The sequence below is a fragment of the Brevibacterium luteolum genome, assembly GCF_025147615.1.
In the GTDB taxonomy this organism is placed as follows: domain Bacteria; phylum Actinomycetota; class Actinomycetes; order Actinomycetales; family Brevibacteriaceae; genus Brevibacterium; species Brevibacterium luteolum.
In genome coordinates, this window is the sequence record NZ_JALXPM010000009.1 from 52,384 (window position 1) to 78,881 (window position 26,498).

Here is a 26,498-nt window from a genome sequence, read left to right on the forward strand (position 1 = left end):
TTCGTCGTTCAGCAGGTGCGGGTGGTTCTCACCGTCCGGTCCAGCGCGGCGCGCGCTTCTCGGCGAATGCCGTGGCGCCCTCGCGGGCATCGTCGGATTCCATGACCGGGTCGCTGATGGCAGCCTGGCGAGTGAACTTCTCACCGGCCGGCCAGCCGGGGCTTTCGCTGATGATCTGCTTCGAGGCGCGCACAGCCAGCGGCCCGTTCGCGGCGATCCGCTCAGCCAGCGCGAGCGCTCCGTCGAGTGCCTGGCCCTCAGGCACCAAGGCGTTGACAAAGCCGTGCTTCTCACCGAAGGCCGCCGGGTAGATGTCACCGGTGAGCGCCATCTCCATCGCCACCGCCCGGTGGGTGCGCTCCGGCAAAGTCACGAGACCACCGGCTGCAGCGACCAGGCCGCGCTTGACCTCTGGGATGCCGAACTTCGCCGACTCCGAGGCGACGACGAGATCGCAGGCGAGCATCGTCTCGAACCCACCGGCCAGCGCGTAGCCTTCGACGGCGGCGATGAGCGGCTTGGCAGGTGGTGCCTCGGTCAGCGCCAGGAACCCGCGGCCGGGCAGGCCGGGCAGGTCACCGCGCACGAATCCCTTGAGATCCATCCCGGAGCAGAACGTTCCGCCGGCACCGGTGAGCACGGCGACGCTGAGGCTGTCATCCGCATCGAAATCGTCGATGATCCCGGCCATGAGCCGGGCCATCTCGGCGGTCGCTGCGTTCTTCGCCTCGGGCCGGTTGAGGGTGATGACGAGGACGCCGCCGCGGACCTCGGTGAGCACCTCGGGCCGATCGGTCATGTGCTGACTCCGAGGGTGGCGAGCATGTCGGCCTTCGCGGCTTCGTACTCATCGGCCAAGCGGGCGACGAGCTCACCGGCGGGCAAGGACTCATCGATCGTGCCGATGCCCTGGCCGGAGCCCCAGATGTCGCGCCAGGCCTTCGACTTCTCCGAGCCGCCGGAGCCGAAGTTCATCTTCGAGGGGTCGGATTCGGGCAGGTTGTCCGGGTCGAGGCCGGCGGCTTCGATGCTGCCGCGCAGGTAGTTGCCGTGCACACCTGTGAAGAGGTTGGTGTAGACGATGTCGCTGGCCGTGGAGTCGACGATCATCTGCCGGTACTCATCGCTCACCTGCGCCTCCGGGGTCGAGAGGAACGCCGAGCCGACATAGGCGAAGTCGGCACCGGCCGCCTGGGCGGCGAGGACCGAACGGCCGTGGGCGAGAGCTCCGGAGAGTGCGATCGGGCCGTCGAACCAGGCGCGGACCTCGTTGAGGAAGGCGAACGGCGAGAGCATTCCGGCATGTCCGCCGGCGCCGGCGGCGACGAGGATGAGCCCGTCGGCGCCTTTCTCGATCGCTTTGTGCGCGAAGCCGTTGTGGATGACGTCGTGGAGCACGATGCCGCCGTAGGAGTGCACGGCGTCGTTGACCTCGGTGCGCGCGCCCAGCGAGGTGATGACGATCGGCACCTGGTGCTTGACGATCGTCTCCAGGTCGGCCTCGATGCGGTTGTTCGACCGGTGCACGATGAGGTTCGCAGCGACCGCGCCGACCGGCTTGTCCGGGTTCGCTTTGGCGAAGGCCGCATTGGATTCTTCGATCTCGTGCAGCCATTCGTCGAGCAGCTCGGCCGGGCGTGCATTGAGAGTGGGGAACGCGCCGATGACACCGGCCTGGCACTGCGCGGTGACGAGCTGGGGGCCGGAGGCGATGAACATCGGCGATGCGATGACCGGCAGCCGCAGGGGACGGGTGAGGACCTCGGGAAGGGCCATGTTTCTCCTCGGAAATATCGGGGTGACCGAACGATTGTTAAGCACTGTCGCCCACTACTGTAACCCACACCACGCGCAAGGCGGCGGTCACCCGTTCAGGTGACCGCCGCCTCGGGCGCGGTTGCCGGCGGCTGCTGGCAGAACCGATCAGGTGTCGGTGAAGTTCGGGTCGCGCTTCTCGACGAAGGCGGCCATGCCCTCAGACTGGTCGTTGGTCGCCAGCGAGGAGTGGAACAGACGGCGCTCGAAGAGCAGACCCTGCTGCAGCGTCGTCTCGAAGGAAGCGTTGACGGCCTCCTTGACCATCGCCGAGGCGATGCGCGACTTGCTAGCGATCGTCGCGGCGATCTTGCGGGCCTCGTCCATGAGTTCGTCGTGCGGGACGACGCGGGCCACAAGCCCGGAGCGCTCGGCTTCCTCGGCGTCCATCATCCGGCCGGTCAGGCACAGGTCCATCGCCTTGGCCTTGCCGATCGCGCGGGTCAGGCGCTGGGAGCCGCCCATGCCCGGCAGCACGCCGAGGTTGATCTCCGGCTGACCGAACTTCGCCTTCTCCGAGGCAATGAGGATGTCGCACATCATCGCGACCTCGCAGCCGCCGCCGAGCGCGAAGCCGTTGACCGCAGCGATCGTCGGCTTGCGCACCGAGGTCAGGCGGCTCCAGCCGGCGAAGAAGTCGGTCTTGAAGGCGGTGGCGAAGTCGAGCTCGGCCATCTGCTTGATGTCGGCACCGGCGGCGAAGGCGCGGTCGGTGCCGGTGATGATGATCGCCTTGACGGAATCATCGGCATCGAACTGCTCGGCGGCGGTGGCGATGTCCTCGAGCACCTGCTGGTTGAGGGCGTTGAGCGCCTTCGGGCGGTTGATCGTGATGACGGCGATGCCGTCGGCGGATTCGGTGAGGATCGTCTCGAAGTCGGTCATGAGAAAACCTTCCTGTCCTGTTCGGTGTTGAGGATCGCGTCGACCTCGGCCTGCTCGACCTCGCCGAGGGTGGCCGGGTTCCACTGCGGGTTGCGGTCCTTGTCGATGACCTGGGCGCGGATGCCCTCGCGCAGATCCGGGCGGGCGGCGATTTCGGTGCCGGCGCGCAGATCGCGTTCGAGGACCTCCTGCAGGGTCATCGTCTTGGCGGTGCGGATCATCTCGAAGGTCACGGCCAGCGACTGCGGCGACTTCGACTTGATGACCTCGGCGGTCTTCGCGGCGTCCTCGTCGCCGTGGGCGAGCAGGGCTGCGATGATCGCCTCGACGGAGTCGTGGGCGAAGCAGGTGTTGATCCACGCCTCGGCTTCGGCCAGCTCATTGGCCGGCGCGTCTGCCGCGAAGGTCGCCAGGGTCTCGACGGCCTTCGTGCCGTCGGCCTCGAGGGCTGCGACGAGCTCGTCGACCTTGTCCTGGGGGACGAAGGTGTCGGCCAGCCCATAGGCCAGTGCCGCACCCGGTCCGATCGGCAGGCCGGTCAGGCCCATGTACATGCCGATCTCACCGGGGGTCTGGGCGAGCAGGTAGGTGCCGCCGATGTCGGGGAACAAGCCGATGCCGGTCTCGGGCATGCCGAGCTTCGTCGTCTCGGTCACCACGCGGTGCGAGCCGTGGACGGACACGCCGACGCCGCCGCCCATCGTGATGCCGTGCATGATCGCGATGTAGGGCTTGGGGTAGTTGGCGATGTCGAAGTTCATCCGGTACTCCTCGGCCCAGAAGTCCTGGGATTCGGAGGTGCCGGCGACCAGATCCTGGTAGATCGCCTTGATGTCGCCGCCGGCGCACAGGCCGCGCTCGCCGCGGCCGGTGATGAGCACAGCGGCGACGGCGTCATCGTCGCGCCATTCGTTGAGGGCGTTGTCGATGGAGGCGATCATGTCGCGGCCGAGGGCGTTGATCGCCTTGGCCTTGTTCAGCTCGATGCGGCCGAGGCCGTTCACCACGCGTGTGATGACGAGCGCGTCGTCAGATGACGTCATTTATCCCACTCCTGTGCTCTTGCGGGAGATGATGACCCGCATGATCTCGTTCGTGCCTTCGAGGATCTGGTGGACGCGCAGATCGCGCACCAGCTTCTCGATCCCATACTCGTTGAGATAACCGTATCCGCCAAACAGCTGCAGGGCGTCGTTGGCGACCTCGAAGCCTGCGTCGGTGGCCGCCAGCTTCGCCATCGCCGCCAGCAGCGAGGTGTTGGGGTCCCCGGCATCGTAGGCGGCCGCTGCGCGGCGCAGCAGCGAGCGGGCGCCTTCGAGCTTGGTCTGCATGTCGGCGAGGCGGAAGCGCAGTGCCTGGAAGCCGTTGAGCTCGGTGCCGAAGGCCTGCCGCTCACCCATGTAGGTGATGGCCTTCTCAAGTGCCGACTGGCCGCCGCCGAGCGAGCAGGCGCCGATGTTGAGGCGGCCGCCGTCGAGGCCGGACATCGCGATCTTGAAGCCCTCGCCTTCTTCGCCGAGGCGGTTCTCGACGGGGACCTGCACGTTCTCCATGAACACCTGGCGGGTTGGCTGGGCGTTCCAGCCCATCTTGATCTCATTGGGCCCGAAGTCGAAGCCCTCGGTTCCCTTCTCGACGATGAACGTCGAGATGCCCCGCGATCCCTCCTGGCCGGTGCGGGCCATGACGAGGTAGATCTCCGAGGTGCCGGCACCGGAGATGAACTGCTTGACGCCGTTGAGCACGTAGTGGTCGCCGTCGAGGCGGGCGGTGGTGCGCAGGGCTGCGGCGTCGGAGCCGGCGTTGGGTTCGGTGAGGCAGTAGGAGCCGAGCTTCTCGAAGGCCACGAGCGGCTGGAGGTACTTCTCCTTCTGCTCCTCATTGCCGTACTTGTCGACCATCCACGCGACCATGTTGTGGATGGACATGTAGGAGGCCACCGACGGGCAGCCGGTCGACAGGGCCTCGAAGATGAGCGCGGCATCGAGCCGGCCGAGTCCCACGCCGCCGGAGTCCTCGGAGACGTAGATGCCGCCCATGCCGAGCTCGGCGGACTTCTGGATGACGTCGACGGGGAAGTGCTTGTTGGCATCCCAGTCAAGAGCGTGTGGAGCGATCTCGGCATCGGCGAAATCGCGGCACATATTGGACAGTTCGATCTGGTCGTCGGTCAGCCCGAATGTCAGAGCGGACGCGGTTGAGCGTGCCATCGTGGCTCCTTCTGCTGTGGGTCGTGCCGTGCACCGGCGGGCGTGCGGCAGCCGCGGAATGCACGACCGGTCTGTGTCCAGGGTAGTGAAGATTACTTGGACGTCCAACTAATTTTCCTTGGCCACCATTGTGCCATCCGCGCCCGAGGCGGTGGGCACCCAGGTGCCGGGGACTGGGGTCTGGCAGGTGGTGGCGGTAGGCCGTCGGTGCGACCGCGGTCACCCCGCCGCAGTCGGCCTGCCTCCTCGATCCCCAGAGATTTCCCCGGAAGGTCATCCCCATGGTCTCCTCGCAGACTCTCAGCCTTGCCCACCGGCGCGCAGCCGCCGCCTGGGCTGCCGACTGCGCCTGGCGTGTGCTGCCCCTGATCGAGGCCGAGACATCTGATGAGCGCATCCGCGATGCGATCGAGCGCGCCTACGCCTTCAGTCGCAGCGAGCTCGGGGCCGCCGGCCAGATTCAGTGCCGCGTCGACGCCGTGCGCGCAGCCAGCTCCGCAAGCTCACCAGCCGGCGCGGCCGCGGCCCGGGCTGCAGCGCAGGCAGCAGCGGTGGCGCATATGGGTGCCCATGCTCTCGGTGCTGCCGCCTATGCGGCCCAGGCGGCCGGTCTTGCGCTGCCGGCTGACGCCGAGGCGGTCGATGATGAGGTGCGCTGGCAGCTCGGGGCGCTCACACCCGATGCCCGCACGGCACTGCGCCAGCTGCCGCGGCTGGGCACCGACGACGGCGGCCCGCTGGGATTCGGGCTGCTGACGACCGGCGTGCGTGGTCAGGTCATCTCCATCATCCAGGCCCACGCCGGCGCCCAGTGATGGGCATCAGGCCTGAGCGGAGTCGCCGAGTCCGGCGCGCAGTGAGGCGAGCTCACCGAGCAGCCGGCTGACATCGGCAGCATCAAGGCCGGGTTGTTCGAACACATCCCGGTTGAGGTCAGCTGTGGCCTCAGTGACGAGCTGACGGCCGGCCTCGGTGATCTCGACGAGCGTCGTGCGCCCGTCAGCCGGGTGCGGGCGGCGGGCGACCAGGCCTGCGGCCTCCAGCCGGTCGACCGAATTCGTCGTCGAGGTCGCATGCACCTGCAGTCGCTTGGTGATCTTGTTCATCGGCAGACTGCCGCGGCGGGTGAAGGACAGCAGGGCGAGCACTTCATAGCGGGAGAAGGTCAGCCCCAGCGGCCGCAGGGTCTGATCGACCCGGGCGAGCAGCAGCTGGTGGGCGCGCATGATGGAGATGACGAGCGTCATCCCGTCGGCGGCGTCGGTCCAGCCATGGGCAAGCCACTGCCTGCGCGATTCGTCGATCGGGTCGAACTCCCGTTCCACGTCGTTCCTCCTGCTGGATCTGCTCACCTGCGAACACTTGGCACCAGCATACTGACGTGGCACGATCAACATATGTGCGGACGACTGAACATGGCGACTGATCCACACGACATCGTCGCCGAGCTCGGCATCGATGTCGTCGACTACACCTTCGCGCCTCGGTACAACGTCCCTCCTGGCGCCGCCCTGCCGATCGTCGCCGAACGGGTCGAGGACACAGGAGAGGTCATCCGCCGGCTGGAGACCGCCCGCTGGGGACTCGTGCCCGGCTGGGCGAAAGAGGAGAAGATCGGCTTCAAGGCCTTCAACGCCCGCGGTGAGACCGTGCACGAGAAGCCGATGTTCCGTCATGCTTTCGCCTCTCAGCGCTGCATCATCCCAGTCACCGGATACTACGAATGGGAGAAGACCGAGACCGGCAAGCAGCCGTGGCTCATGCAGGCTCAGACCGAGCGGCCCCTCTATATGGCCGGGCTCTTCGAGTTCCGGCGCCGCCCTGACCTCGACGGACAGGTCGTGACAGATCCGGCGATCAAGAACGGATGGCTCGTCTCGACCACGATCATCACCTGCCCCTCGACAGGGCACCTGGCTGATGTGCATGACCGCATGCCGGTGATGGCCGAGCCCGAGGCCCTCGGTGACTGGCTGGAACCATCGCACGACCGCGACGGCGCGCGCACGGTTCTCGACGGCCTGATCGCTGGCTTCGACCCAGCATCGGTTGGACGCGTCAAAGTCGGAGCAGCGGTCGGAAACGTGAGAAACCAAGATCCTGAGGTCGCACAACCGGTCGAATGACACCCGTCAGACAGGCGCAAATGGCGTCAGCAAGCCGATCGCGGCGGTGTATCCGCAGGCTGCGGCCACTCCTGTGACGAAGGGCACAGCGTTCGGAGTTGCATCGGCGCTTCGCAGGGTTCTAAGTTAGTACTCGTTGCCCAGCGCGACGGACGCAGGTCCAAGTGCTCTGACCAGGCAAAACGCTTGGAAAGACGGGTAACTCTGCTTCATGTCGGAGGGGGATGGAAACATCACCCGGAAGACGGATCAACAGGCAGGTGAGCGAGACCGCAGACAGCGACTTGCACACCGAGTCGCAGATGGTCTAGAGTAGAAAACCGCCCGCCCCGCAGGGCGGCTGCGGAAACGCAGCGAAAGCGGGGCCACCCACACGAACTTCAAAACCCGGCCGAGTGTCGAGTTGACAAAGTCCGAGTGGGAGCTAAGATGGAGAAGTTGCCTCGATGAGGCCGGCGCAAGCCAGGCGGAGTCGATGAGCGTCTGTTCTTTGAGAACTCAATAGCGTGTTTGTTTGTTTTTGTGATGCCAGAATGTTTTTTGTTTCTGGTTGAAGCAAGGATGTAATGACATTTGATGACCATTTTTGGTTTGTCTCTTGTCTTTTTCTTTGATTTCGGCTGGGATTGTTTTTCATATTTTTATGGAGAGTTTGATCCTGGCTCAGGACGAACGCTGGCGGCGTGCTTAACACATGCAAGTCGAACGCTGAAGCATCCAGCTTGCTGGGTGTGGATGAGTGGCGAACGGGTGAGTAACACGTGAGTAACCTGCCCCTGACTTCGGGATAAGCCTGGGAAACTGGGTCTAATACCGGATATGACTACTGGCCGCATGGTCTGGTGGTGGAAAGGGTTTTACTGGTTGGGGATGGACTCGCGGCCTATCAGTTTGTTGGTGGGGTAGTGGCCTACCAAGACGACGACGGGTAGCCGGCCTGAGAGGGCGACCGGCCACACTGGGACTGAGACACGGCCCAGACTCCTACGGGAGGCAGCAGTGGGGAATATTGCACAATGGGGGGAACCCTGATGCAGCGACGCCGCGTGCGGGATGACGGCCTTCGGGTTGTAAACCGCTTTCAGTAGGGAAGAAGCGAAAGTGACGGTACCTGCAGAAGAAGTACCGGCTAACTACGTGCCAGCAGCCGCGGTAATACGTAGGGTACAAGCGTTGTCCGGAATTATTGGGCGTAAAGAGCTCGTAGGTGGTTGGTCACGTCTGCTGTGGAAACGCAACGCTTAACGTTGCGCGTGCAGTGGGTACGGGCTGACTAGAGTGCAGTAGGGGAGTCTGGAATTCCTGGTGTAGCGGTGAAATGCGCAGATATCAGGAGGAACACCGGTGGCGAAGGCGGGACTCTGGGCTGTAACTGACGCTGAGGAGCGAAAGCATGGGGAGCGAACAGGATTAGATACCCTGGTAGTCCATGCCGTAAACGTTGGGAACTAGGTGTGGGGTCCATTCCACGGATTCCGTGCCGTAGCTAACGCATTAAGTTCCCCGCCTGGGGAGTACGGCCGCAAGGCTAAAACTCAAAGGAATTGACGGGGGCCCGCACAAGCGGCGGAGCATGCGGATTAATTCGATGCAACGCGAAGAACCTTACCAAGGCTTGACATACACCGGAAACGGCTAGAGATAGTCGCCTCTTCGGACTGGTGTACAGGTGGTGCATGGTTGTCGTCAGCTCGTGTCGTGAGATGTTGGGTTAAGTCCCGCAACGAGCGCAACCCTCGTTCTATGTTGCCAGCACGTAATGGTGGGAACTCATGGAAGACTGCCGGGGTCAACTCGGAGGAAGGTGGGGATGACGTCAAATCATCATGCCCTTTATGTCTTGGGCTTCACGCATGCTACAATGGCCGGTACAGAGGGTGGCGATACCGTGAGGTGGAGCGAATCCCAGAAAGCCGGTCTCAGTTCGGATCGTAGTCTGCAACTCGACTACGTGAAGTCGGAGTCGCTAGTAATCGCAGATCAGCAACGCTGCGGTGAATACGTTCCCGGGCCTTGTACACACCGCCCGTCAAGTCACGAAAGTCGGTAACACCCGAAGCCGGTGGCCTAACCCTTGTGGGGGGAGCCGTCGAAGGTGGGACTGGTGATTGGGACTAAGTCGTAACAAGGTAGCCGTACCGGAAGGTGCGGCTGGATCACCTCCTTTCTAAGGAGCTAACACATATTGGTGTTGCCACGCACAGGCCGTACGTGTCTGTGGTGGTTGCTCATGGGTGGAACATCACATGAACCTCCTGCTGTACATGCCTTCATGGGTGTGTGTGGTGGGGCAAACACGTTGTTGGGTCCTGGAAGAACAGGCCCATGACCTTTGTGGTTGTGGTTGTTTTTCTGGTTTGTTCCGGCCCTGCATGCTGCGCCAGTGGTTGCTGGTGGTGGGTGTGGGTGTCTGGGTGTTGTTGTGTAAGTGGATAGTGGACGCGAGCATCTGGGGAAACACTATTGTGTTTCTTCTGTTGTGATTTTGTTTTTGTTGTGTTTCTTGTGTTATCCGACTCGTGCACGCCGTTGTGGTGTGTGTGAGTGTTCAAGAGCGCATGGTGGATGCCTTGGCATCAGGAGCCGATGAAGGACGTGGTAACCTGCGATAAGCCTCGGGGAGTTGGTAAACGAACGGTGATCCGAGGGTGTCCGAATGGGGAAACCCCGCGGCATGTTGTGTGTCGTGACCCGCATCTGAATATATAGGGTGTGTGGGGGGAACGTGGGGAAGTGAAACATCTCAGTACCCACAGGAAGAGAAAATAAGAATGATTCCGTTAGTAGTGGCGAGCGAACGCGGATGAGCCTAAACCGTATGTGTGTCAAGCGTGTAGGTGTTGCGTGTGCGGTGTTGTGGGGCCACTGGTGATCCTCTACATGGGGTCGGGCAGGTGTTGGTGTGTGTAGTCGAATGATCTGGGAAGGTCGACCGGAGTGGGTGAGAGTCCCGTAGATGAAACATGTGCCTATCTGTCTCAGTGTGTGCCCGAGTAGCACGGGACTCGTGTAATCCCGTGTGAATCTGCCAGGACCACCTGGTAAGGCTAAATACTCCCTGGTGACCGATAGCGGATAGTACCGTGAGGGAATGGTGAAAAGTACCCCGGGAGGGGAGTGAAATAGTACCTGAAACCATGTGCTTACAATCCGTCAGAGCCTCCTTTTGTTGGGGTGATGGCGTGCCTTTTGAAGAATGAGCCTGCGAGTTAGTGGCATGTAGCGAGGTTAACCCGTGTGGGGTAGCCGTAGCGAAAGCGAGTCCGAATAGGGCGAGTGAGTTGCATGTCCTAGACCCGAAGCGGAGTGATCTAGCCATGGGCAGGGTGAAGCGTCGGTAAGACGACGTGGAGGCCCGCACCCACTTCAGTTGAAAATGGAGGGGATGACCTGTGGTTAGGGGTGAAAGGCCAATCAAACTCTGTGATAGCTGGTTCTCCCCGAAATGCATTTAGGTGCAGCGTTGCGTGTTGCTTTCTGGAGGTAGAGCTACTGGATGGCTGATGGGCCCCACCGGGTTACTGACGTCAACCAAACTCCGAATGCCAGGAAGTGTAAGCGTGGCAGTGAGACTGCGGGGGATAAGCTTCGTAGTCGAGAGGGAAACAGCCCAGACCATCAACTAAGGCCCCTAAGCGTGTGCTAAGTGGGAAAGGATGTGGAGTTGCGAAGACAACCAGGAGGTTGGCTTAGAAGCAGCCACCCTTGAAAGAGTGCGTAATAGCTCACTGGTCAAGTGATTCCGCGCCGACAATGTAGCGGGGCTAAGCACACCGCCGAAGTTATGGCATCATCACGGTAACCCTAACGGGTTGTGGTGTTGGGTAGGGGAGCGTCGTGTGGCCGGTGAAGCTGCGAAGTGATTCAGTGGTGGAGGCTATGCGAGTGAGAATGCAGGCATGAGTAGCGAAAGACGGGTGAGAAACCCGTCCGCCGGATGACCAAGGGTTCCAGGGCTAGGCTAATCCGCCCTGGGTAAGTCGGGACCTAAGGCGAGGCCGACAGGCGTAGTCGATGGACAACGGGTTGATATTCCCGTACCGGCGAAGAACCGTCCATACCGAGGCATGTGAGACTAACCACGTTAAACTTCCTGTCGCCCTTCGGGGTGTTCAGGAGGTGATGTGTGGGACCTGATCGTGTAGTAGGTAAGCGTGTTAACAGGTGTGACGCATGAAGGTAGCCAGGCCGTGCGATGGTTGTCGCGGTCTAAGGTGGTAGGCCGTCTCTTAGGCAAATCCGGGAGACATGTGGCTGAGAGCTGATGGGCGCCCCACTATGGTGGGGTGATCTGGTGATCCTATGCTGCCGAGAAAAGCATCGACGTGAGGTTCTAGCCGCCCGTACCCTATAACCGACTCAGGTGGTCTGGTAGAGAATACCGAGGCGATCGAGATAATCGTGGTTAAGGAACTCGGCAAATTGCCCCCGTAACTTCGGAAGAAGGGGGGCCATCCTGGTGACCAGCCCTTGCGGTTGTGAGCTGGTGGTGGCCGCAGAGACCAGAGAGAAGCGACTGTTTACTAAAAACACAGGTCCGTGCGAAGACGTAAGTCGATGTATACGGACTGACGCCTGCCCGGTGCTGGAAGGTTAAGAGGACCTGTTAGAACCCTTGTGGTTCGAAGCGGAGAATTTAAGCCCCAGTAAACGGCGGTGGTAACTATAACCATCCTAAGGTAGCGAAATTCCTTGTCGGGTAAGTTCCGACCTGCACGAATGGCGCAACGACTTCTCTGCTGTCTCAACCGCGAACTCGGCGAAATTGCACTACGAGTAAAGATGCTCGTTACGCGCAGCAGGACGGAAAGACCCCGAGACCTTCACTATAGTTTGGTATTGGGATTCGGTGTGGTTTGTGTAGGATAGGTGGGAGACTGTGAAGCATGCACGCCAGTGTGTGTGGAGTCATTGTTGAAATACCACTCTGACCATAGTGGATTCCTTAACTTCGGACCCTGATCGGGTTCAGGGACAGTGCCTGATGGGTAGTTTAACTGGGGCGGTTGCCTCCCAAAGAGTAACGGAGGCGCCCAAAGGTTCCCTCAGCCTGGTTGGCAATCAGGTGTCGAGTGTAAGTGCACAAGGGAGCTTGACTGTGAGACGGACGTGTCGAGCAGGAGCGAAAGCTGGGACTAGTGACCCGGCCGTGGATTGTGGAATCGCGGTCGCTCAACGGATAAAAGGTACCTCGGGGATAACAGGCTGATCTTGCCCAAGAGTCCATATCGACGGCATGGTTTGGCACCTCGATGTCGGCTCGTCGCATCCTGGGGCTGGAGTCGGTCCCAAGGGTTGGGCTGTTCGCCCATTAAAGCGGTACGCGAGCTGGGTTTAGAACGTCGTGAGACAGTTCGGTCCCTATCCGCTGCGTGCGTAGGAAATTTGAGAAGGGCTGTCCTTAGTACGAGAGGACCGGGACGGACGAACCTCTGGTGTGCCAGTTGTACCGCCAGGTGCATGGCTGGTTGGCTACGTTCGGGAAGGATAACCGCTGAAAGCATCTAAGCGGGAAGCCTGCTTCAAGATGAGATTTCCCTATGAGGCGCCCTCTAGACCAGGGGGTTGATAGGCCAGACGTGGAGGCACAGCAATGTGTGCAGCTGACTGGTACTAATACGCCCACCACTCACCCAACCACCACCAACTCGGTGTGTTACGGGTCGGGTAACACAAGACACACAACCCAAAAACGTGTCACAACATGCTTCGCGTCCACACACAAATCCACAAAACCAGCAACACACATGGTTTTGCGGCGGCTATAGCGGCAGGGAAACGCCCGGCCCCATTCCGAACCCGGAAGCTAAGCCTGCCAGCGCTGATGGTACTGCACTCGACAGGGTGTGGGAGAGTAAGTCACCGCCGCAATTACTCATAAAGAAAGTCGAGCCCGGGTTGAGCACTGCTCCCCGGGCTCGCGCTTATTCATCTCGGATCCGTCGGCCGCCGAGACTGAACCGACGCCGCGTAAGAAGATCCAGTGTCTCTGACTGTCTGACAGTCAGAGGCATGATTTCTTCTGTCCCTGCCGCGGGTGACCAGCAGCGCTCTGGTGAGCCTGCTCCATGAGCTCCTGCTGACCCAGCTGCCGGTGCTGCTCACACGCCCTGCTGCCGGCTTCCTGCACGCTGGGGGCGCCGCTCATCGAGTGCATGATTTCTCATGGCCATGAGGGTCTATGCAGACTGTGCCCGGAATTCGGAACGTTTTTTCCGCACCGCATTCGCTTCGTTTGCCGCTCTGACTGCTCGTCAGATAGGACCGTGACCTGCACGTTTACCTGAGTTGTGTGCAGTCGGGGGAGCGTGCTGGGGGTCGTCAAGTATCCGCAATCCGACCCACTGCGCGGAACATCGCGTGCAACACTTACAATCGACTCATGTCATTGCACCCGAATCTACAGCCTCTGTTCGACACCGTGCTGCGCCGCAACCCCGGCGAGTCCGAGTTTCACCAGGCTGTCCACGAAGTCCTGCATTCGCTCGGTGCTGTCGTCGACAAGCATCCCGAGTTCCTCGCCCTCGCCGCCGTTGAGCGTCTCTGCGAGCCCGAACGGCAGATCATCTTCCGCGTTCCATGGGTCGATGACAATGGTGAAGTCCAGATCAACCGCGCCTACCGCGTCGAGTTCAACTCCGCCCTCGGCCCCTACAAGGGCGGCATGCGGTTCCACCCGACGGTGAGCTCCGGCATCATCAAGTTCCTCGGCTTCGAGCAGACCTTCAAGAACGCCCTGACCGGCATGCCGATCGGCGGCGGCAAGGGCGGCTCCGACTTCGACCCCAAGGGCAAGTCCCGCCTTGAGATCATGCGCTTCTGCCAGTCCATGATGACCGAGCTCTACCGACACATCGGCGAATACACCGACGTGCCGGCAGGTGATATCGGCGTCGGTGAAGAGGAGATCGGCTTCCTCTTCGGCCAGTTCAAGCGCATCACCAACCGCTACGAAGCAGGCGTTCTCACCGGCAAGGGCCTCGGCTACGGCGGCTCCATGGTGCGGACCGAAGCCACCGGCTTCGGCACGGTGTTCTTTGTCCGCGAAATGCTCAAGGAGACCAACCGGACGATCGAAGGCAAGTCCGTCGTCGTCTCCGGCTCCGGCAACGTCGCCGTCCACGCCGCCCAGAAGGCCCAGGAGCTCGGTGCGACCGTCATCGGCGTCTCCGACTCCTCAGGCTTCGTCCACGACCCCAAGGGCATCGACATCCCGCTGCTCAAGCAGGTCAAGCTCGTCGAAGGCGAACGCGTCGGCGAATACGCCAAGCGGCGTGAGAGCGCACGCTTCGAAGAAGGCGGCAACGTCTGGTCGATCAAGACCGACGTGGCCCTCCCGTGTGCCACCCAGAACGAACTCAACGGGGATTCGGCGCAGATGCTCGTCGACAACGGCGTGCGCGTCGTCGCCGAAGGCGCGAACATGCCCTGCACCCCTGAAGCCGTGCGGATCTTCCGCGACAACAAGGTTCTCTTCGGCCCCGGCAAAGCAGCCAACGCCGGCGGCGTGGCCACCAGCGCACTGGAGATGCAGCAGAACGCCTCACGCGACAGCTGGGACTTCGACTTCACCGAGCACAAGCTCGATGAGATCATGACCGGCATCCACGAGCGCTGCGCCTCAGCGGCAGACGAATACGGTCAGCCCGGCGACCTCGTCACCGGTGCCAACATCGCAGGCTTCGTCCGTGTGGCCGAAGCGATGCACAGCCTCGGTGTCGTCTGATCCTGCGCAACGCAAAGCGCCGGTGCCCTGAGAGGCCCCGGCGCTTCGTGCGTCTTCAGCGGCCGGTGACGGTCCCGTAGCCGGCCTGCCAGCGCGCCAGCGGCCGCGCCCCGATCGTCTCGGCACAGGAGCTGACCTCACCGACGACGAGCGTGTGCGTGGCCACCTCCAGACGCTTGGTGATCCGGCAGTCGAACACCGCGGCAGCACCGGCGATATAGGGCACACCGGAGGGCGCGTCATACGTCGGCACTGTATCGAGCACCCCGTACAGCGGCTGACCGGGCTCCCCGAGCCATTGGGCGATGTTCTTCTGCTCGGCTGCCAGCACGCTGATCGTCATCGTCTCAGCGATCTCCAGGGACTCCATCATCCGGGAACCGGAGTAGATGCTCACCGCCATCGTCGGCGGATCATAGGAGACATCGAGGAACGAATCGACGGTGATCGCATGCGGCTGCCGGCCCCGCAGACACGTCACCACCGCCACCGGCCGGACCATCTGCCCGGCGACCTGCCGGTAGGTGCGGATGAGGTCCTCGCCAGCCGGCGCCTCGGGCGCGGGGGAGAAGGAGAGGGGTGCGTCACTGTCGGCCATGCCGATTAGTCTAGTCAGCGACCAGCGCTAGAATGGTGGCTATGTCCGACACGATGCCCGCAACAGGTGGCGCCGCCACGATCGAGCGCCAGACACAGGACCAGCTTGCTGAGCCCGGCGATCACGAGCGGTTCTCGCACTACGCGCCGAAGGCCAAGATCATGGAGTCCATGGTCACCGGCACCCCGCTCATCGCGCTGTGCGGAAAAGTGTGGGTCCCCACCCGCGATCCTGAGCGCTTCCCGGTCTGCCCGAAGTGCAAGGCGATCTACGAATCGATGCCTGAAGGACCGCAGGAGTAAATGTCGGGTCCGACACGGATCCCAGGAACTTCAGCAGCCGAACACCTCTCACCAGCCTTTCCCGAACGCGCCGCGTGGGGAACGGCGGGCAAACTGCGTGCCTGGCAGGCCGAAGCCCTGGAACGCTACTTCGATACGGAGCCGCGCGACTTCCTCACCGTCGCGACCCCGGGAGCCGGCAAGACGACCTTCGCCCTCCGGCTGGCAGCCGAGCTGCTCGCCCAGCGCAAGGTCGACCGGATCACCGTCGTCGCCCCCACCGAACACCTCAAAACCCAGTGGGCTGACGCCGCCTCACGCGTGGGCATCCGCATCGACCCGAACTTCAAGAACTCCCAGGGCCGCCACGGCAAGGAGTTCCACGGTGTGGCCGTCACCTACGCGCAGGTCGCCGCCAAACCGGTGCTGCACCACAACCGCACCGCGGCCGCCCGCACGCTCGTCATCCTCGATGAGATCCACCACGCCGGTGACGCACTGTCATGGGGAGATGCCGTGCGCGAGGCGTTCGGCCCGGCCCGGCGCAGGCTCGCCCTGACTGGTACGCCGTTCCGGTCTGACACCGCTGCGATCCCGTTCGTCGAATACGTCCCTGACGAAGAGGGCATCCGCACCTCCAAGGCCGACTACACTTACGGGTATGCCCAGGCGCTCAAGGACGGCGTCGTGCGCCCGGTGCTGTTCATGACGTACTCCGGTGAGATGCGCTGGCGCACCAAGGCAGGCGATGAGATGTCTGCCGTGCTCGGTGCTGAGGCGACGAAGGACATCCACGCCCAGGCCTGGCGCACCGCACTCAACCCGAAGGGCGAATGGATCCCCGCGGTGCTCAAAGCCGCGGATATGCGGCTGTCCGAGGTCCGCCGCAGCGTCCCCGAAGCCGGCGGACTCGTTATCGCCACCGACCAAGAGGTCGCCCGCGCCTACGCCAAACAGCTGCGCGAGATCTGCGGCGAACCGGTCACCGTCGTGCTCTCCGACGAAGAGGGTGCCTCGAAGCGGATCGAGGAGTTCCAGAACTCCGAGCGCCGCTGGATGGTCGCCGTGCGCATGGTCTCCGAAGGCGTCGACGTCCCGCGCCTGGCAGTGGGCGTGTATGCGACCTCGTCATCGACGCCGCTGTTCTTCGCCCAGGCGATCGGCCGCTTCGTGCGCGCCCGGCGCCGCGGTGAGACCGCCTCGATCTTCCTGCCCTCCGTGCCGATCCTGCTGGCCTTGGCCAATCAGCTCGAGCTCCAGCGCGACCACGCACTCGACCGCCGGCCGGACCCGGACGCCGAGGACGAGGTCGTCTTCGACGATGAGGCACTCGCTGAGGCCAATGCCAGCGAATCAGCCTCCGATGATCTGCTCGGCTCCTATGAAGCCCTTGACTCGCAGGCCTCGTTCGACCGGGTGCTCTTCGACGGCGGTGAGTTCGGCTCCGGCGGCATGATCGGCTCTGAGGACGAGCTCGACTTCATCGGCATCCCCGGCCTGCTCGAACCCGAACAGGTCACCGAGCTGCTGCGCACCCGCCAGGCCGAGCAGACGAAGCGCCGTGCCCGCTCAGGGGCGACGAACCAGACGGCGGTGCCGACCGCGGAGCTGGCCGAACATGATCACCGGCTGCTGAAGGAAGAGCGCAGCAAGCTGCAGACAATGGTCGGCGCGTGGGCCAGGCGCACGGGCAAACCGCATGCCGCCATCCACGTCGATCTGCGCAAGGCCTGCGGGGGACCGCCGGTCGCTGAGGCGAGCCGGAAGGAGATCCAGGCCCGCATCACCAAGCTGCAGGCATGGTTCGTCGGCCGCCGGTGAACCCGCCTCAGGCGCTGTAGAAGACCGTCGGGATCGCCGGTTCACCGGCTTGCAGGCGGTGTGCCGTGCGCGGCAGCTCAGCCATCGAGGCCGCGTGACGCTCACGGGCACGCTGCACCCCCTCGGGACCGGTGTAGGAATGATCGATCTCTCCATCGGTGACCAGCGGCACCTGCAGCGGGCGGGCCTGAAGATCATCGGGCAACTCCAGGCGCGGGATGCCGATGGCCTCCTCGACGGCGATCGTGCCGTCGATGATGCGGGCAGCCTCCTTCATGCCACCGGTCGAGGACTTGCCGGTTGCCTTCTTCTGCACCGACACCCACTCACCGGCGTCATCGCTGTGGGCGACGAGCTTGTACACCAGGCTCGCCGTCGGGGCACCGGAGCCGGTGACGACCCGGGTGCCGACGCCGTACGCGTCGACCGGGGCGGCTGCCAGGCCGGCGATCGCATACTCATCAAGATCGCTCGTCACGGTGATGCGGGTGTTGATCGCGCCGAGCGCGTCGAGCTTCTCGCGCACCTCTGCTGCCTGGATGCCCAGGTCACCGGAGTCGAGCCGGACTCCGCCGAGTTCGGTGCCGGCGACCTCGATGGCGGTCTTGAGCGCCTCGTCGACGTCATAGGTGTCGAGCAGCAGGATCGTGTCCGAGCCCAGCGACCGCACCTGGGCTTCGAAGGCCTCGCGTTCGGAGTCGTGGATGAGGGTGAAGGAGTGCGCAGCGGTGCCGACGGTGGTCAGCCCGTAGCGGCGCCCGGCTTCCAGATTCGACGTCGAGGTGAAGCCTGCGACCACGGTCGCCCGGGCAGCGGCGACGGCCGACTGCTCGTGTGTGCGCCGTGAGCCCATGTCGACACACGGCCGGGAGCCGGCGACCCGGCTCATCCGGGAGGCCGCCGAGGCGACTGCCGAATCGTAGTTGAGAGCCGAGAGGATCATCGTCTCCAGCACCACCGCCTCGGCGAAGGTCGCCTCCACGCTCAACAGCGGCGAACCGGGGAAGTACACCTCGCCCTCGGCATACCCGCGGATGTCGCCGGAGAACCGGAAGTCAGCCAGCCAGTCCAGCGTCGTCGAGTCGACGACCTTCGTCGATTCGAGGAACGTCAGCTCCTCGGACGTGAACGTGAAGTCGGCGAGCATCTCCAGGATCCGGCCGGTGCCGGCGACGATCCCGTAGCGGCGCCCGGCCGGCAGGCGGCGTCCGAAGGCCTCGAAGATGCTGCGGCGCTCAGCGCGGCCCGAATCGAGGGTGGCCTGCAGCATTGTGAGTTCATAATGGTCGGTCAGCAGTGCTGTCGACGGGCGGAACGGGGCAGAACCCCGCGGGGAAGCCGGTGTGAGATCACTCATAGGAACGATGATAGGCCACTGCAGGATTACTGGGTGAACCATGAATTCGCCTACAGTGAAAGGCGTGATGTCAACCGGCGACTCATCCCAAGCGGTGATCGATCCCCAGGCTGAGACTCTGCACGAGACTCGGCCGGATTCGCCGTGGGCGTGCATCGTCATGAATGACCCGGTCAACCTCATGAGCTACGTGACGTACGTGTTTCAGAGCTACTTCGGCTACTCGCGGGCGAAGTCCGAGAAGCTCATGCTCGAAGTCCACGAACTCGGCCGCAGCGTTGTGGCCACCGGCAGCCGCGAGCAGATGGAGCGCGACACCGCCGCCATGCACGGCTTCGGCCTGTGGGCCACCTGCCGGCCCGCCCCGACCGGTGGTGAGGTGTGAGCCCGAAGGGGCCCTTATGAAGATCCACTCGACTGCGCGTGCCTTCGCCGTGCTCGATCTCGAAGCCGGTGAGAAGCACATCTTCCGCTCCCTGCTCTCCGATGTCGCCGTCATGCTCGGCGGCGAGGACGAACTCGATGCGCTCTCCGGTGAACCGGAGGACACCTCGCCCGAGGCGGGGGAGACCGGCGAGCGTGAGGTCAGTGCCGATGACCTCGCCCGGCTGGTCGGCATCTCCACGGCCGAACGGCCCGAGGACCCGGCCGTGCTGCGGCTGCTGCCCGACGTCGACGGCGATGACGCCGAACGATCTGCGGAGTTCCGCCGGCTGACCGAACACGACCTGCGCGAATCGAAGCTCGCCAACATCCGCATCGCCCTGTACGACCTATCGCTGACCGGCCGGATCGAACTCGACGACGCGCACACGCGAGCCTGGTCGATGGCGCTCAATGACGTCAGGCTCGTGCTCGCCACCCGGATGAGCATGGCCAGCGAATCCGATGTCGAAGACCTCTATGCCCGGGAGGCCGCCGATGAGCTCGATGACCAGCAGGCCACGATGCTCACCGTCTACGACTTCCTCACCTGGGCGCAGGAACGCCTGACGACGATCCTGCTCTCGGGCCTCGGCTCCGGTGCAGAGGACGAGGAGGAAGACGCCTGATGGAGGAGGAACAACAGGCATGATGCGACTGACCGCAATTGGCACCTCGGGCTCCTTTGCCGGGCCCGCCTCGGCTGCCAGCTGCTACCTGCTGGAGGCAGCCGTCGACCACCGGGAGTACCGGGTCGTCATCGATCTGGGCTCCGGAGCACTCGGCGCGCTGCAGAACTACGTCGACCCCAGCAGCCTCGATGCCGTCGTGCTGTCCCACCTGCACCCGGACCACTGCCTCGATGTCACCGGCCTGTACGTCTACCGCAGCTACGACCCGAAGTACTTCAACTGCGGCGACGCCCACACCGACACCGGCGCGATCCGCGCCTCCCTGCCCGTCTGGGGCCCGGCCGGCACACACGAACGCCTGGCTGCCGCCTACCACACCGAGCCGGGACTGAGCCCGGTGGCAGGCCAGTCGCACCCGACCGACCTGTCAACGGTCTTCGCCTTCCACGACCTGACCCCGGGTGCTGCGTTCACGATCGGGCCGCTGACGATCACCGCATTCCTCGTCGAGCACCCCGTTGAGGCCTATGCGCTGCGCATCGAGGACCAGTCCGGGCACGTCATCACCTACTCCGGTGACTCCGATGAGTGCGACGGCCTCGTCGAGGCCGCCCGCGGTGCTGACGTGTTCGTCTGCGAAGCCGCCTTCCAGGAGGACCGCGATGCCGCCCGCGGCATCCACCTCACCGGCCTGCGCGCCGGCCGCGTGGCCGATGCCGCCGAGGCGAAGAACCTCGTGCTCACCCACATCCCGCCGTGGACCGATGCCTGCATGGTCCGCGCCGAAGCTGCCGCCGAGTTCTCCGGGCCGATCGAACTCGCCCGGCCCGGCAACACCTGGCAGCTGTAGCCTGAACACACACGGCCGCCTCACCTGCGCGGCCGGCCCCGTACCGCCTCGCACAAGGAGATCCCATGACCCGTCCTGACGGCCGCGCCCACGACGAGCTGCGCGAGGTGCGCATCTCCCGCGACTGGCTCACCCACGCCGAAGGCAGCGTGCTCATTGAGTTCGGCGACACACGCGTGCTGTGCGCGGCCTCCCTGACCGAGGGCGTGCCCCGCTGGCTCAAGGGGTCCGGCCGCGGCTGGGTCACCGGCGAATACGCGATGCTGCCCCGGGCCACCCATGACCGCAGCCCGCGCGAATCCGTCAAGGGCAAGATCGGCGGCCGCACCCACGAGATCTCCCGCCTCATCGGCCGGGCCCTGCGCGCAGTCGTCGATATGGACAAGCTGGGGGAGAACACCATCCAGCTCGACTGCGACGTCCTCCAAGCCGACGGCGGCACCCGCACCGCCGCGATCACCGGCGCCTACGTGGCACTGGCTGACGCGATCGACACCGGACGCTCCCGCGGCTGGATCCCGGCCGCTGCCGAACCGCTGACCGACTCGATCGCGGCGATCAGCGTCGGCATCGTCGACGGAAAGCCGGCCCTCGACCTGCCGTATGTCGAGGACTCAGCAGCCGACACCGACATGAACGTCGTCATGACCGGCTCCGGCCGGTTCGTCGAGATCCAGGGCACGGCCGAACAGCAGGCGTTCGACCGCACCGAACTCGACACCCTGCTCAGCCTGGCAGAGACCGGCTGCGCGAAGCTCACCGAGCTGCAGCGCGAAGCCCTCGCCCGCCCGCGCAGCTGATGGCCGCTGCTGACCTGCCTGCCGGCCGGCCGGCAGATTGATCGAAGGACTGACCGACAGGAGCCAGCATGTTCGAGCGCATCATCATCGCCACCCGCAATGAGGGCAAGCGGAAGGAACTCGAAGAGATCCTGCGCGACGTCCTCGATCGGCCGATCACCGTGCTCACCGCCGCTGACGTCGACCTGCCCGAGGTCGTCGAGGACGGGGTGACCTTCGCCGTCAACGCCGAGCTCAAGGCCCGTTCGGCAGCTGCGCACACCGGGCTGCCGGCGATCGCCGATGACTCCGGGCTGGCCGTCGACGTGCTCGGGGGCGCGCCGGGGATCTTCTCAGCCCGCTGGTCCGGCCGGCACGGCGACGACGTCGCGAACTACGAGCTGCTGCTCGCCCAGCTGGCCGATGTGCCCGATGAGCACCGGCAGGCCGCGTTCTGCTGTGCCGCCGTGTTCATCGACCCCAACGAGGGTCCCGCTCCCGAGGCGGTGGTAGCCGAGGGCCGGATGACCGGGCGGCTCGGCCGGGAGCCGATCGGTGAGCAGGGCTTCGGCTACGACCCGATCTTCTACCCCGACGGTCATGACGTGACGGCAGCTCAGCTCAGCGCAGGTCAGAAGAACGCGATCTCCCACCGCGGCAAGGCGCTGCGCAGCCTTGCTCAGCTCCTCGCCGCACGGTCTGCCGGCAGCTGAGCATCGGCACGCCCTCCGACTGGACTGACCATCCCGGCCGGGTCGGCAGGATCTGCCGGGTCATAGGCGAGCCGGCCGCGGGTGGCAGCGATGGCGATGAGTGCGAGCACGCTCAGGCCGAGTGCTGCCGGCCAGGTCGTGGCCGTAGCTCCCGTCAGCCCGCCGGCTGAGAGGATCGCCCAGTTGAGCCCGTTGTGCGCCAGGACCGCCAGCAGCAGCGAACCGCGCGAGCCGTTGAACACCCAGGACATGACGACTGACAGGGCGAGGATGAGCAGCAGGTAGGCGAGGTAGTCACCGATCCCGGCGCGGGCGGTGTCCCACTCGGCGGTCGCGAACAGCGGGGCATGCCAGACGCAGTGGATGAGCCCGAGGATCATCGCCGCAGTGAGCGGATGGTGCCGGCGCTGCAGCAGCGGCAGCGCGACACCGCGCCAGCCCGGCTCCTCCTGCAGCGGCCCGCCGAGCAGGAACATGAGATAGCTGCCGATGAGGACCACCACGAGGAACCCACCGCTGGAGCCCGCCTCAGGGCTGAAGCCGGAGACGAAGAGGTAGCCGATCCCGGCAGCCAGCGGAACCGCCACGAGGACAAGGGCGTACCAGCGGCCGCGCACCTTCAGCTGCACGAGTGAGGCCAGCAGGCGAGAAGCACCAGCACGACCGGACCGCACGCCGGTGACGATGAGGGCTGCGGCGAACGGGCCCGCGAAGAGGCCGAGCTGATTCACACCGGTGACGGCAGGAAACGGCAGCTCATAGGGCAGCACGCCCACACCGTTGCGGGCCAGCCACCATGGGCTCCACGCAATCCATGAACCCCCATAGGCCAGCACCGTGAACGCCAGGAGCGGGGATGAGCGAATCCAGGCTGACATCATGGGAAGATCCTGTCGGCGATGAGCAGTCTGAGTCGATTGTATCCCGCATCTGCGCACGCGACGGGGATGTCAGGCGACCACCGCCTCGGGCGCGGGGTGTCGCAGGACACATTGCGAGACGATCTCTTAGCCGGCGCTGAGTGTCCGTTAAGGTGACTTCAGGCCCGCGGGGGCCGGTCACCACTGCACACGAGACTCGAGGGAAAAATGACGCGACGACTCACTGCATGGGCGGCAGCACTTGCCGCCGTCGTGCTCACCGCCACCGGCTGCAGCGCAGGAGCCGGCAGCAACGGCTCAGACGGGGAGGAGAAGCGCACCGACATGGTCGTCGCACACACCGCCGAGCCGGTCAATCTCGACTTCACCACCACCGGCGGTGCGGCGATTCCGCAGGCACTGATGGAGAACGTCTACGAATCGCTCGTGCGCATCGACCAGGACGGTGAGCTCAAGCCCGCGCTCGCCGAATCGTGGGACGTCTCCGAGGACCGCAAGACCTACATCTTCCACCTGCAGGACGGCGTGACCTTCTCCAACGGCGACGAGCTGACCTCCGCAGATGTGAAGTTCTCCTATGAGCGCGTCAACTCCGATGCCTGGACCAACGGGCTCAAAGCCAAGATGGCCGTCATCGACTCGATCGACACTCCCGACGACGCGACCGTCGAGATCACGCTGACCGACCCTTCGAACGGGTGGCTGTACGATCTGGCCAGCGCCGTGGGCGCGGTGTTCAGCGAAGATGCCGTTGACGATCTGGCGAACACGGCCATCGGCACCGGCCCGTATGAGGTGCAGTCCTTCACCCGCGGCCAGGAGATCGTCTACGCCGCCCGCGACGACTACTGGGGTGGTGTGCCGAATCTGGAGACGGTGACCTTCAAGTACTACAAAGACCCTGTCGCAGCCGTCAACGCCGTGAAGTCCGGCGAAGTCGACGTGCTCGCCAGCCTGCAGGCCCCCGAACTGGCCGGCGACTTCGAATCACCCGATGACTACCAGGTCGTCGAGGGCACCACGAACGGCGAAGTCGTGCTGTCGATGAACAACGCCGAGGGCATCTTCGCCGATAAGAAGGCCCGCGAGGCCGTCCTCTACGCCATCGACGAGCAGGCTATCCTCGACACCGCCTGGGGTGGCTACGGCACCCTCATCGGCGGGATGGTCCCGCCGACCGCCCCGTACTATGAGGACCTCACCGACGTGTACCCGCACGACCTCGACAAGGCCAAGGAGCTCGTCAAGGAAGCCGGCATCGAAGGCGAATCCTTCACCTACACCGTGCCCAACCTGCCGTATGCCACCGCCGTGGCCGACATCGTCGTCTCCCAGCTCGAAGAGGCAGGGCTCAAGCCGACGATCGAGACCCAAGAATTCCCGGCGGTGTGGCTGGAGAAGACCTTCACCAATCACGACTACGACATGTCGGTCATCAACCACGTCGAGGCCAACGACATGCTCACCGTGTTCAGCGACGGCTACTACACCGGCTATGACTACTCCCAGATCGAAGACGCCGCGAAGAAGGCCGACACCGGCACCGAGGAGGAGTACGTCGCAGGCATGAAGGACGTCGCCCGCACGATCACCGAGGACGCCGCGGCCGGGTTCCTGTTCCTGTTCCCCAACCTCATCGTCGCCGACGCCGGGGTCGAGGGACTGCCGGAGAACTTCGTCTCCGACTCCTTCCCGATCGCCACCCTGGCCTGGAAGTGACGCCCCCGGGGGGGCCGGCCCCCCCCCCCCCCCCCCGCCGCGGGCTGGAACCCTACCTTTGTGAGTATCCCCCGTGCGCTGCCCCGCGAGGGAACGGGGAATCGTCAGATGAGAGACGACGTTCTCATCACTTGTGGCCGTACTCCAGGTTGTAGTAGTCCAGAGCGTCGGGCACCGGCTGGAAGTACGAGGATCCGTCGACGTAACCGCCATTGAAGCCGCAGTCCTGTCCGGCAGGTCCGCCGGAGGTCATACCCACAGCCTGGTTGCCGGCGGTGTAGGCACCACCGGAGTCGCCGGCAGCGGTGCACACGGTCGACTCCCCGAGTCCGGAGACCTGGGCGACGTCGCGACCCTGCGAATCGGAGTAGTTCACCGTGGCGTTGTAGCCGGTGACCTCACCGCAGGTGACACCGGAGGTCGCACCGGTGCGGCATAGCTCGGTGCCGATCGGGGCCTGCCAGGCGCCTTCCTCGGCATTCGTGATGCCGTGGTTCGATCCGTAGGTGTTGGCCTCGGTGCTGACCTCGTTGCCGTCGCCCAGCACAACGTATCCGATGTCGCGGTCCGGCTGGCCGTCGTAGGACTTGAAGGCGGTCTCACCGTGGGAGCCGAAGTCCTGGCCCTCAACCGTGAAGCTGTCCTGGTCCTCGATGCAGTGACCGGCCCACACCATCACGTGGTTGCCCTCACCGTCAGTGGCCGGGAAGCCGGCCGAGCAGTAGCCGCCGCCCAGGCCGATCTTGTCGCCGCCCTTGGCAGTGGCGTGCAGCTCGTTGCGCTCACCCTTCTGGACCTTGACGGCATCACCGTACTCGGCAGCCTTGTCGAGCACGGCGGTGTCGGCCTTGGTGTCGGTGACGGTGACGACGACGGCGTCGTCAGCGATGTGCGGGGCGACGGAGACGACACCGGCGTCATCGGCAGCGAGCTTCGAGAGCGCATCGGCGATGTCATTGAGCTTGCTCTCGCCGTTGGCGGCGTCGCGGACCTCGAAGCCGGCGGCTTCAGCGGCCTTGGCGGCCTGCGAGCCGGCCGGGGCCTGCAGGACGAGCTTGTTCTCGTCGTTGAAGAACGCGCCGTCGTAGGTGTTGCCGGCCTGCACGAGGTCGTAGTAGTCGTTGTTCTGCGTGAACTGCGCCTGCAGGTGGTCCTTCTGGGCTGCGACCGTGCGGCCCGAGGACTCGGCCATGATCTTCAGCTCCTTATCGCTGAAGTTGGCCTCGACCTTCTTGACCTCCGGGGACTTCTGGATGGCCGTGTCGGCTGCCCCGCCCGGTGCTGCGAGAGCCGGCATCGCCGCTCCCATTCCTGCAAAGGCCAGCGAGCCGACGAGGGCCGCGTGGACGAACGTGCGTTTCACGAGTTTTCTCCTTGTGAGAGTCGTTCAGGTTGGTGCTTTCACTCTTCCGAAATCTCACCGGTGCCGATATTGCGCCTTGGTCAAAAGGCGATGGACTTACGGTGTAGCGCCCCGCTCCCGAGGCGGTGGGCACCGGGTGCCCTCAGGCTCCGGTGACCGTGTGGTCAGCAGGCATTCAGGTTCGGCAGCCCTGCCCCCACGCGGCGGACAGCCGACGTTCAGACTCGGCTACGACGTATGGCCAGCCGCCCCGCCGATCGTCATAGGGGACCGGTGCCGGCCGGCAGAAGTTTTTCTGCGGCCGTGGGTGTCTGGTGTC

Annotated in this window: 22 protein-coding genes and 3 rRNA genes; 15 read left to right on the forward strand and 10 right to left on the reverse strand. The window is 64.3% G+C overall.

All coding sequences use genetic code 11. The annotated features are described in order from the left end of the window. Positions 1-28: 28 nt before the first annotated feature. From M3C25_RS03765 to M3C25_RS03785, 5 genes are all read right to left on the reverse strand, one after another. Positions 29-799, reverse strand: coding sequence for a crotonase/enoyl-CoA hydratase family protein (locus tag M3C25_RS03765; RefSeq protein WP_259855108.1), 771 nt, complete (start codon positions 797-799; stop codon positions 29-31). Beyond that, positions 796-1,776: an NAD(P)H-dependent flavin oxidoreductase gene (locus M3C25_RS03770; RefSeq protein ID WP_259855109.1), complete on the reverse strand. Its 981-nt coding sequence runs from the start codon at positions 1,774-1,776 to the stop codon at positions 796-798. The genes M3C25_RS03765 and M3C25_RS03770 overlap by 4 nt, the downstream gene beginning before the upstream one ends. A gap of 147 nt (positions 1,777-1,923) precedes the next feature. Continuing rightward, complete coding sequence (locus tag M3C25_RS03775) at positions 1,924-2,700, reverse strand: enoyl-CoA hydratase (RefSeq protein WP_102162929.1); 777 nt, start codon at positions 2,698-2,700, stop codon at positions 1,924-1,926. Beyond that, positions 2,697-3,743 (reverse strand): enoyl-CoA hydratase/isomerase family protein, encoded by a 1,047-nt coding sequence (locus M3C25_RS03780; RefSeq protein ID WP_259855110.1) that lies wholly within the window; start codon positions 3,741-3,743, stop codon positions 2,697-2,699. The genes M3C25_RS03775 and M3C25_RS03780 overlap by 4 nt, the downstream gene beginning before the upstream one ends. Continuing rightward, positions 3,744-4,910: an acyl-CoA dehydrogenase family protein gene (locus M3C25_RS03785; RefSeq protein ID WP_259855111.1), complete on the reverse strand. Its 1,167-nt coding sequence runs from the start codon at positions 4,908-4,910 to the stop codon at positions 3,744-3,746. Between the two features lie 281 nt (positions 4,911-5,191). Here M3C25_RS03785 and M3C25_RS03790 point away from each other — a divergent pair, with 281 nt between their 5' ends. Next, on the forward strand, positions 5,192-5,725 hold the full coding sequence (locus tag M3C25_RS03790) for a putative immunity protein (RefSeq protein ID WP_102162926.1): 534 nt from the start codon (positions 5,192-5,194) through the stop codon (positions 5,723-5,725). Positions 5,726-5,731: 6 nt separating this feature from the next. Here M3C25_RS03790 and M3C25_RS03795 read toward each other — a convergent pair whose 3' ends face one another. Further along, the gene (locus M3C25_RS03795) at positions 5,732-6,235 is read right to left on the reverse strand and encodes a MarR family winged helix-turn-helix transcriptional regulator (protein ID WP_180964825.1); all 504 of its coding nucleotides are present in this window, start codon (positions 6,233-6,235) and stop codon (positions 5,732-5,734) included. Between the two features lie 72 nt (positions 6,236-6,307). Between M3C25_RS03795 and M3C25_RS03800 the strand changes: the two genes are divergently transcribed. The 6 genes from M3C25_RS03800 to gdhA all read left to right on the forward strand — a co-directional run bounded on the left by M3C25_RS03800 (position 6,308) and on the right by gdhA (position 14,762). Continuing rightward, the gene (locus M3C25_RS03800; RefSeq protein WP_259855112.1) at positions 6,308-7,036 is read left to right on the forward strand and encodes an SOS response-associated peptidase; all 729 of its coding nucleotides are present in this window, start codon (positions 6,308-6,310) and stop codon (positions 7,034-7,036) included. A gap of 640 nt (positions 7,037-7,676) precedes the next feature. Continuing rightward, positions 7,677-9,203: ribosomal RNA gene (locus tag M3C25_RS03805) — 16S ribosomal RNA — on the forward strand. Between the two features lie 79 nt (positions 9,204-9,282). Then, positions 9,283-9,519: a hypothetical protein gene (locus M3C25_RS03810; protein ID WP_259855113.1), complete on the forward strand. Its 237-nt coding sequence runs from the start codon at positions 9,283-9,285 to the stop codon at positions 9,517-9,519. 55 nt (positions 9,520-9,574) lie between these two features. Then, positions 9,575-12,673, forward strand: a 23S ribosomal RNA gene (locus tag M3C25_RS03815). A 117-nt stretch (positions 12,674-12,790) separates the two neighbouring features. Beyond that, a 5S ribosomal RNA gene (rrf, locus tag M3C25_RS03820) occupies positions 12,791-12,907 on the forward strand. The 16S, 23S and 5S rRNA genes sit together here, the layout of an rRNA operon. 517 nt (positions 12,908-13,424) lie before the next feature. Beyond that, positions 13,425-14,762 (forward strand): NADP-specific glutamate dehydrogenase, encoded by a 1,338-nt coding sequence (gdhA, locus tag M3C25_RS03825; protein ID WP_217007592.1) that lies wholly within the window; start codon positions 13,425-13,427, stop codon positions 14,760-14,762. A gap of 55 nt (positions 14,763-14,817) precedes the next feature. On the opposite strand, the gene M3C25_RS03830 is transcribed toward gdhA, so the two are convergent. After that, on the reverse strand, positions 14,818-15,360 hold the full coding sequence (locus tag M3C25_RS03830; protein WP_259800279.1) for a flavin reductase family protein: 543 nt from the start codon (positions 15,358-15,360) through the stop codon (positions 14,818-14,820). A 41-nt stretch (positions 15,361-15,401) separates the two neighbouring features. On the opposite strand from M3C25_RS03830, the gene M3C25_RS03835 reads away from it, so the two are divergent. Both M3C25_RS03835 and M3C25_RS03840 read left to right on the forward strand, forming a co-directional pair. Next, positions 15,402-15,662, forward strand: a complete 261-nt coding sequence (locus M3C25_RS03835; RefSeq protein WP_259800280.1) for a DUF3039 domain-containing protein — start codon at positions 15,402-15,404, stop codon at positions 15,660-15,662. After that, positions 15,663-17,462 carry a DEAD/DEAH box helicase gene (locus M3C25_RS03840; protein WP_259855114.1) on the forward strand — a complete coding sequence of 600 codons (1,800 nt, stop codon included), beginning with the start codon at positions 15,663-15,665 and terminating at the stop codon, positions 17,460-17,462. 7 nt (positions 17,463-17,469) lie between these two features. Here the strand turns inward: M3C25_RS03840 and M3C25_RS03845 are convergent, their stop codons facing one another. Then, the gene (locus M3C25_RS03845) at positions 17,470-18,819 is read right to left on the reverse strand and encodes a nicotinate phosphoribosyltransferase (RefSeq protein WP_259855115.1); all 1,350 of its coding nucleotides are present in this window, start codon (positions 18,817-18,819) and stop codon (positions 17,470-17,472) included. Positions 18,820-18,886: 67 nt separating this feature from the next. Here M3C25_RS03845 and clpS point away from each other — a divergent pair, with 67 nt between their 5' ends. The 5 genes from clpS to rdgB all read left to right on the forward strand — a co-directional run bounded on the left by clpS (position 18,887) and on the right by rdgB (position 22,216). Continuing rightward, positions 18,887-19,204: an ATP-dependent Clp protease adapter ClpS gene (clpS, locus tag M3C25_RS03850; RefSeq protein ID WP_102163165.1), complete on the forward strand. Its 318-nt coding sequence runs from the start codon at positions 18,887-18,889 to the stop codon at positions 19,202-19,204. 16 nt (positions 19,205-19,220) lie between these two features. Then, a complete protein-coding gene (locus M3C25_RS03855) occupies positions 19,221-19,871 on the forward strand; it encodes a DUF2017 family protein (RefSeq protein WP_170275030.1) in 651 nt (216 codons plus the stop codon). A 19-nt stretch (positions 19,872-19,890) separates the two neighbouring features. Further along, positions 19,891-20,724: an MBL fold metallo-hydrolase gene (locus tag M3C25_RS03860; protein WP_311200494.1), complete on the forward strand. Its 834-nt coding sequence runs from the start codon at positions 19,891-19,893 to the stop codon at positions 20,722-20,724. A 65-nt stretch (positions 20,725-20,789) separates the two neighbouring features. Beyond that, positions 20,790-21,524: a ribonuclease PH gene (gene rph, locus M3C25_RS03865; protein ID WP_170275029.1), complete on the forward strand. Its 735-nt coding sequence runs from the start codon at positions 20,790-20,792 to the stop codon at positions 21,522-21,524. A gap of 68 nt (positions 21,525-21,592) precedes the next feature. Continuing rightward, positions 21,593-22,216 (forward strand): RdgB/HAM1 family non-canonical purine NTP pyrophosphatase, encoded by a 624-nt coding sequence (rdgB, locus tag M3C25_RS03870; RefSeq protein ID WP_170275028.1) that lies wholly within the window; start codon positions 21,593-21,595, stop codon positions 22,214-22,216. On the opposite strand, the gene M3C25_RS03875 is transcribed toward rdgB, so the two are convergent. Beyond that, positions 22,183-23,097, reverse strand: a complete 915-nt coding sequence (locus M3C25_RS03875) for a CPBP family intramembrane glutamic endopeptidase (protein WP_259855116.1) — start codon at positions 23,095-23,097, stop codon at positions 22,183-22,185. The two genes, rdgB and M3C25_RS03875, sit on opposite strands and share 34 nt — an antisense overlap. A 207-nt stretch (positions 23,098-23,304) precedes the next feature. Between M3C25_RS03875 and M3C25_RS03880 the strand changes: the two genes are divergently transcribed. Then, positions 23,305-24,816, forward strand: a complete 1,512-nt coding sequence (locus tag M3C25_RS03880) for an ABC transporter substrate-binding protein (protein ID WP_259855117.1) — start codon at positions 23,305-23,307, stop codon at positions 24,814-24,816. Positions 24,817-24,943: 127 nt separating this feature from the next. On the opposite strand, the gene M3C25_RS03885 is transcribed toward M3C25_RS03880, so the two are convergent. Further along, on the reverse strand, positions 24,944-26,179 hold the full coding sequence (locus M3C25_RS03885) for a S1 family peptidase (protein ID WP_259836245.1): 1,236 nt from the start codon (positions 26,177-26,179) through the stop codon (positions 24,944-24,946). Positions 26,180-26,498: the final 319 nt, after the last annotated feature.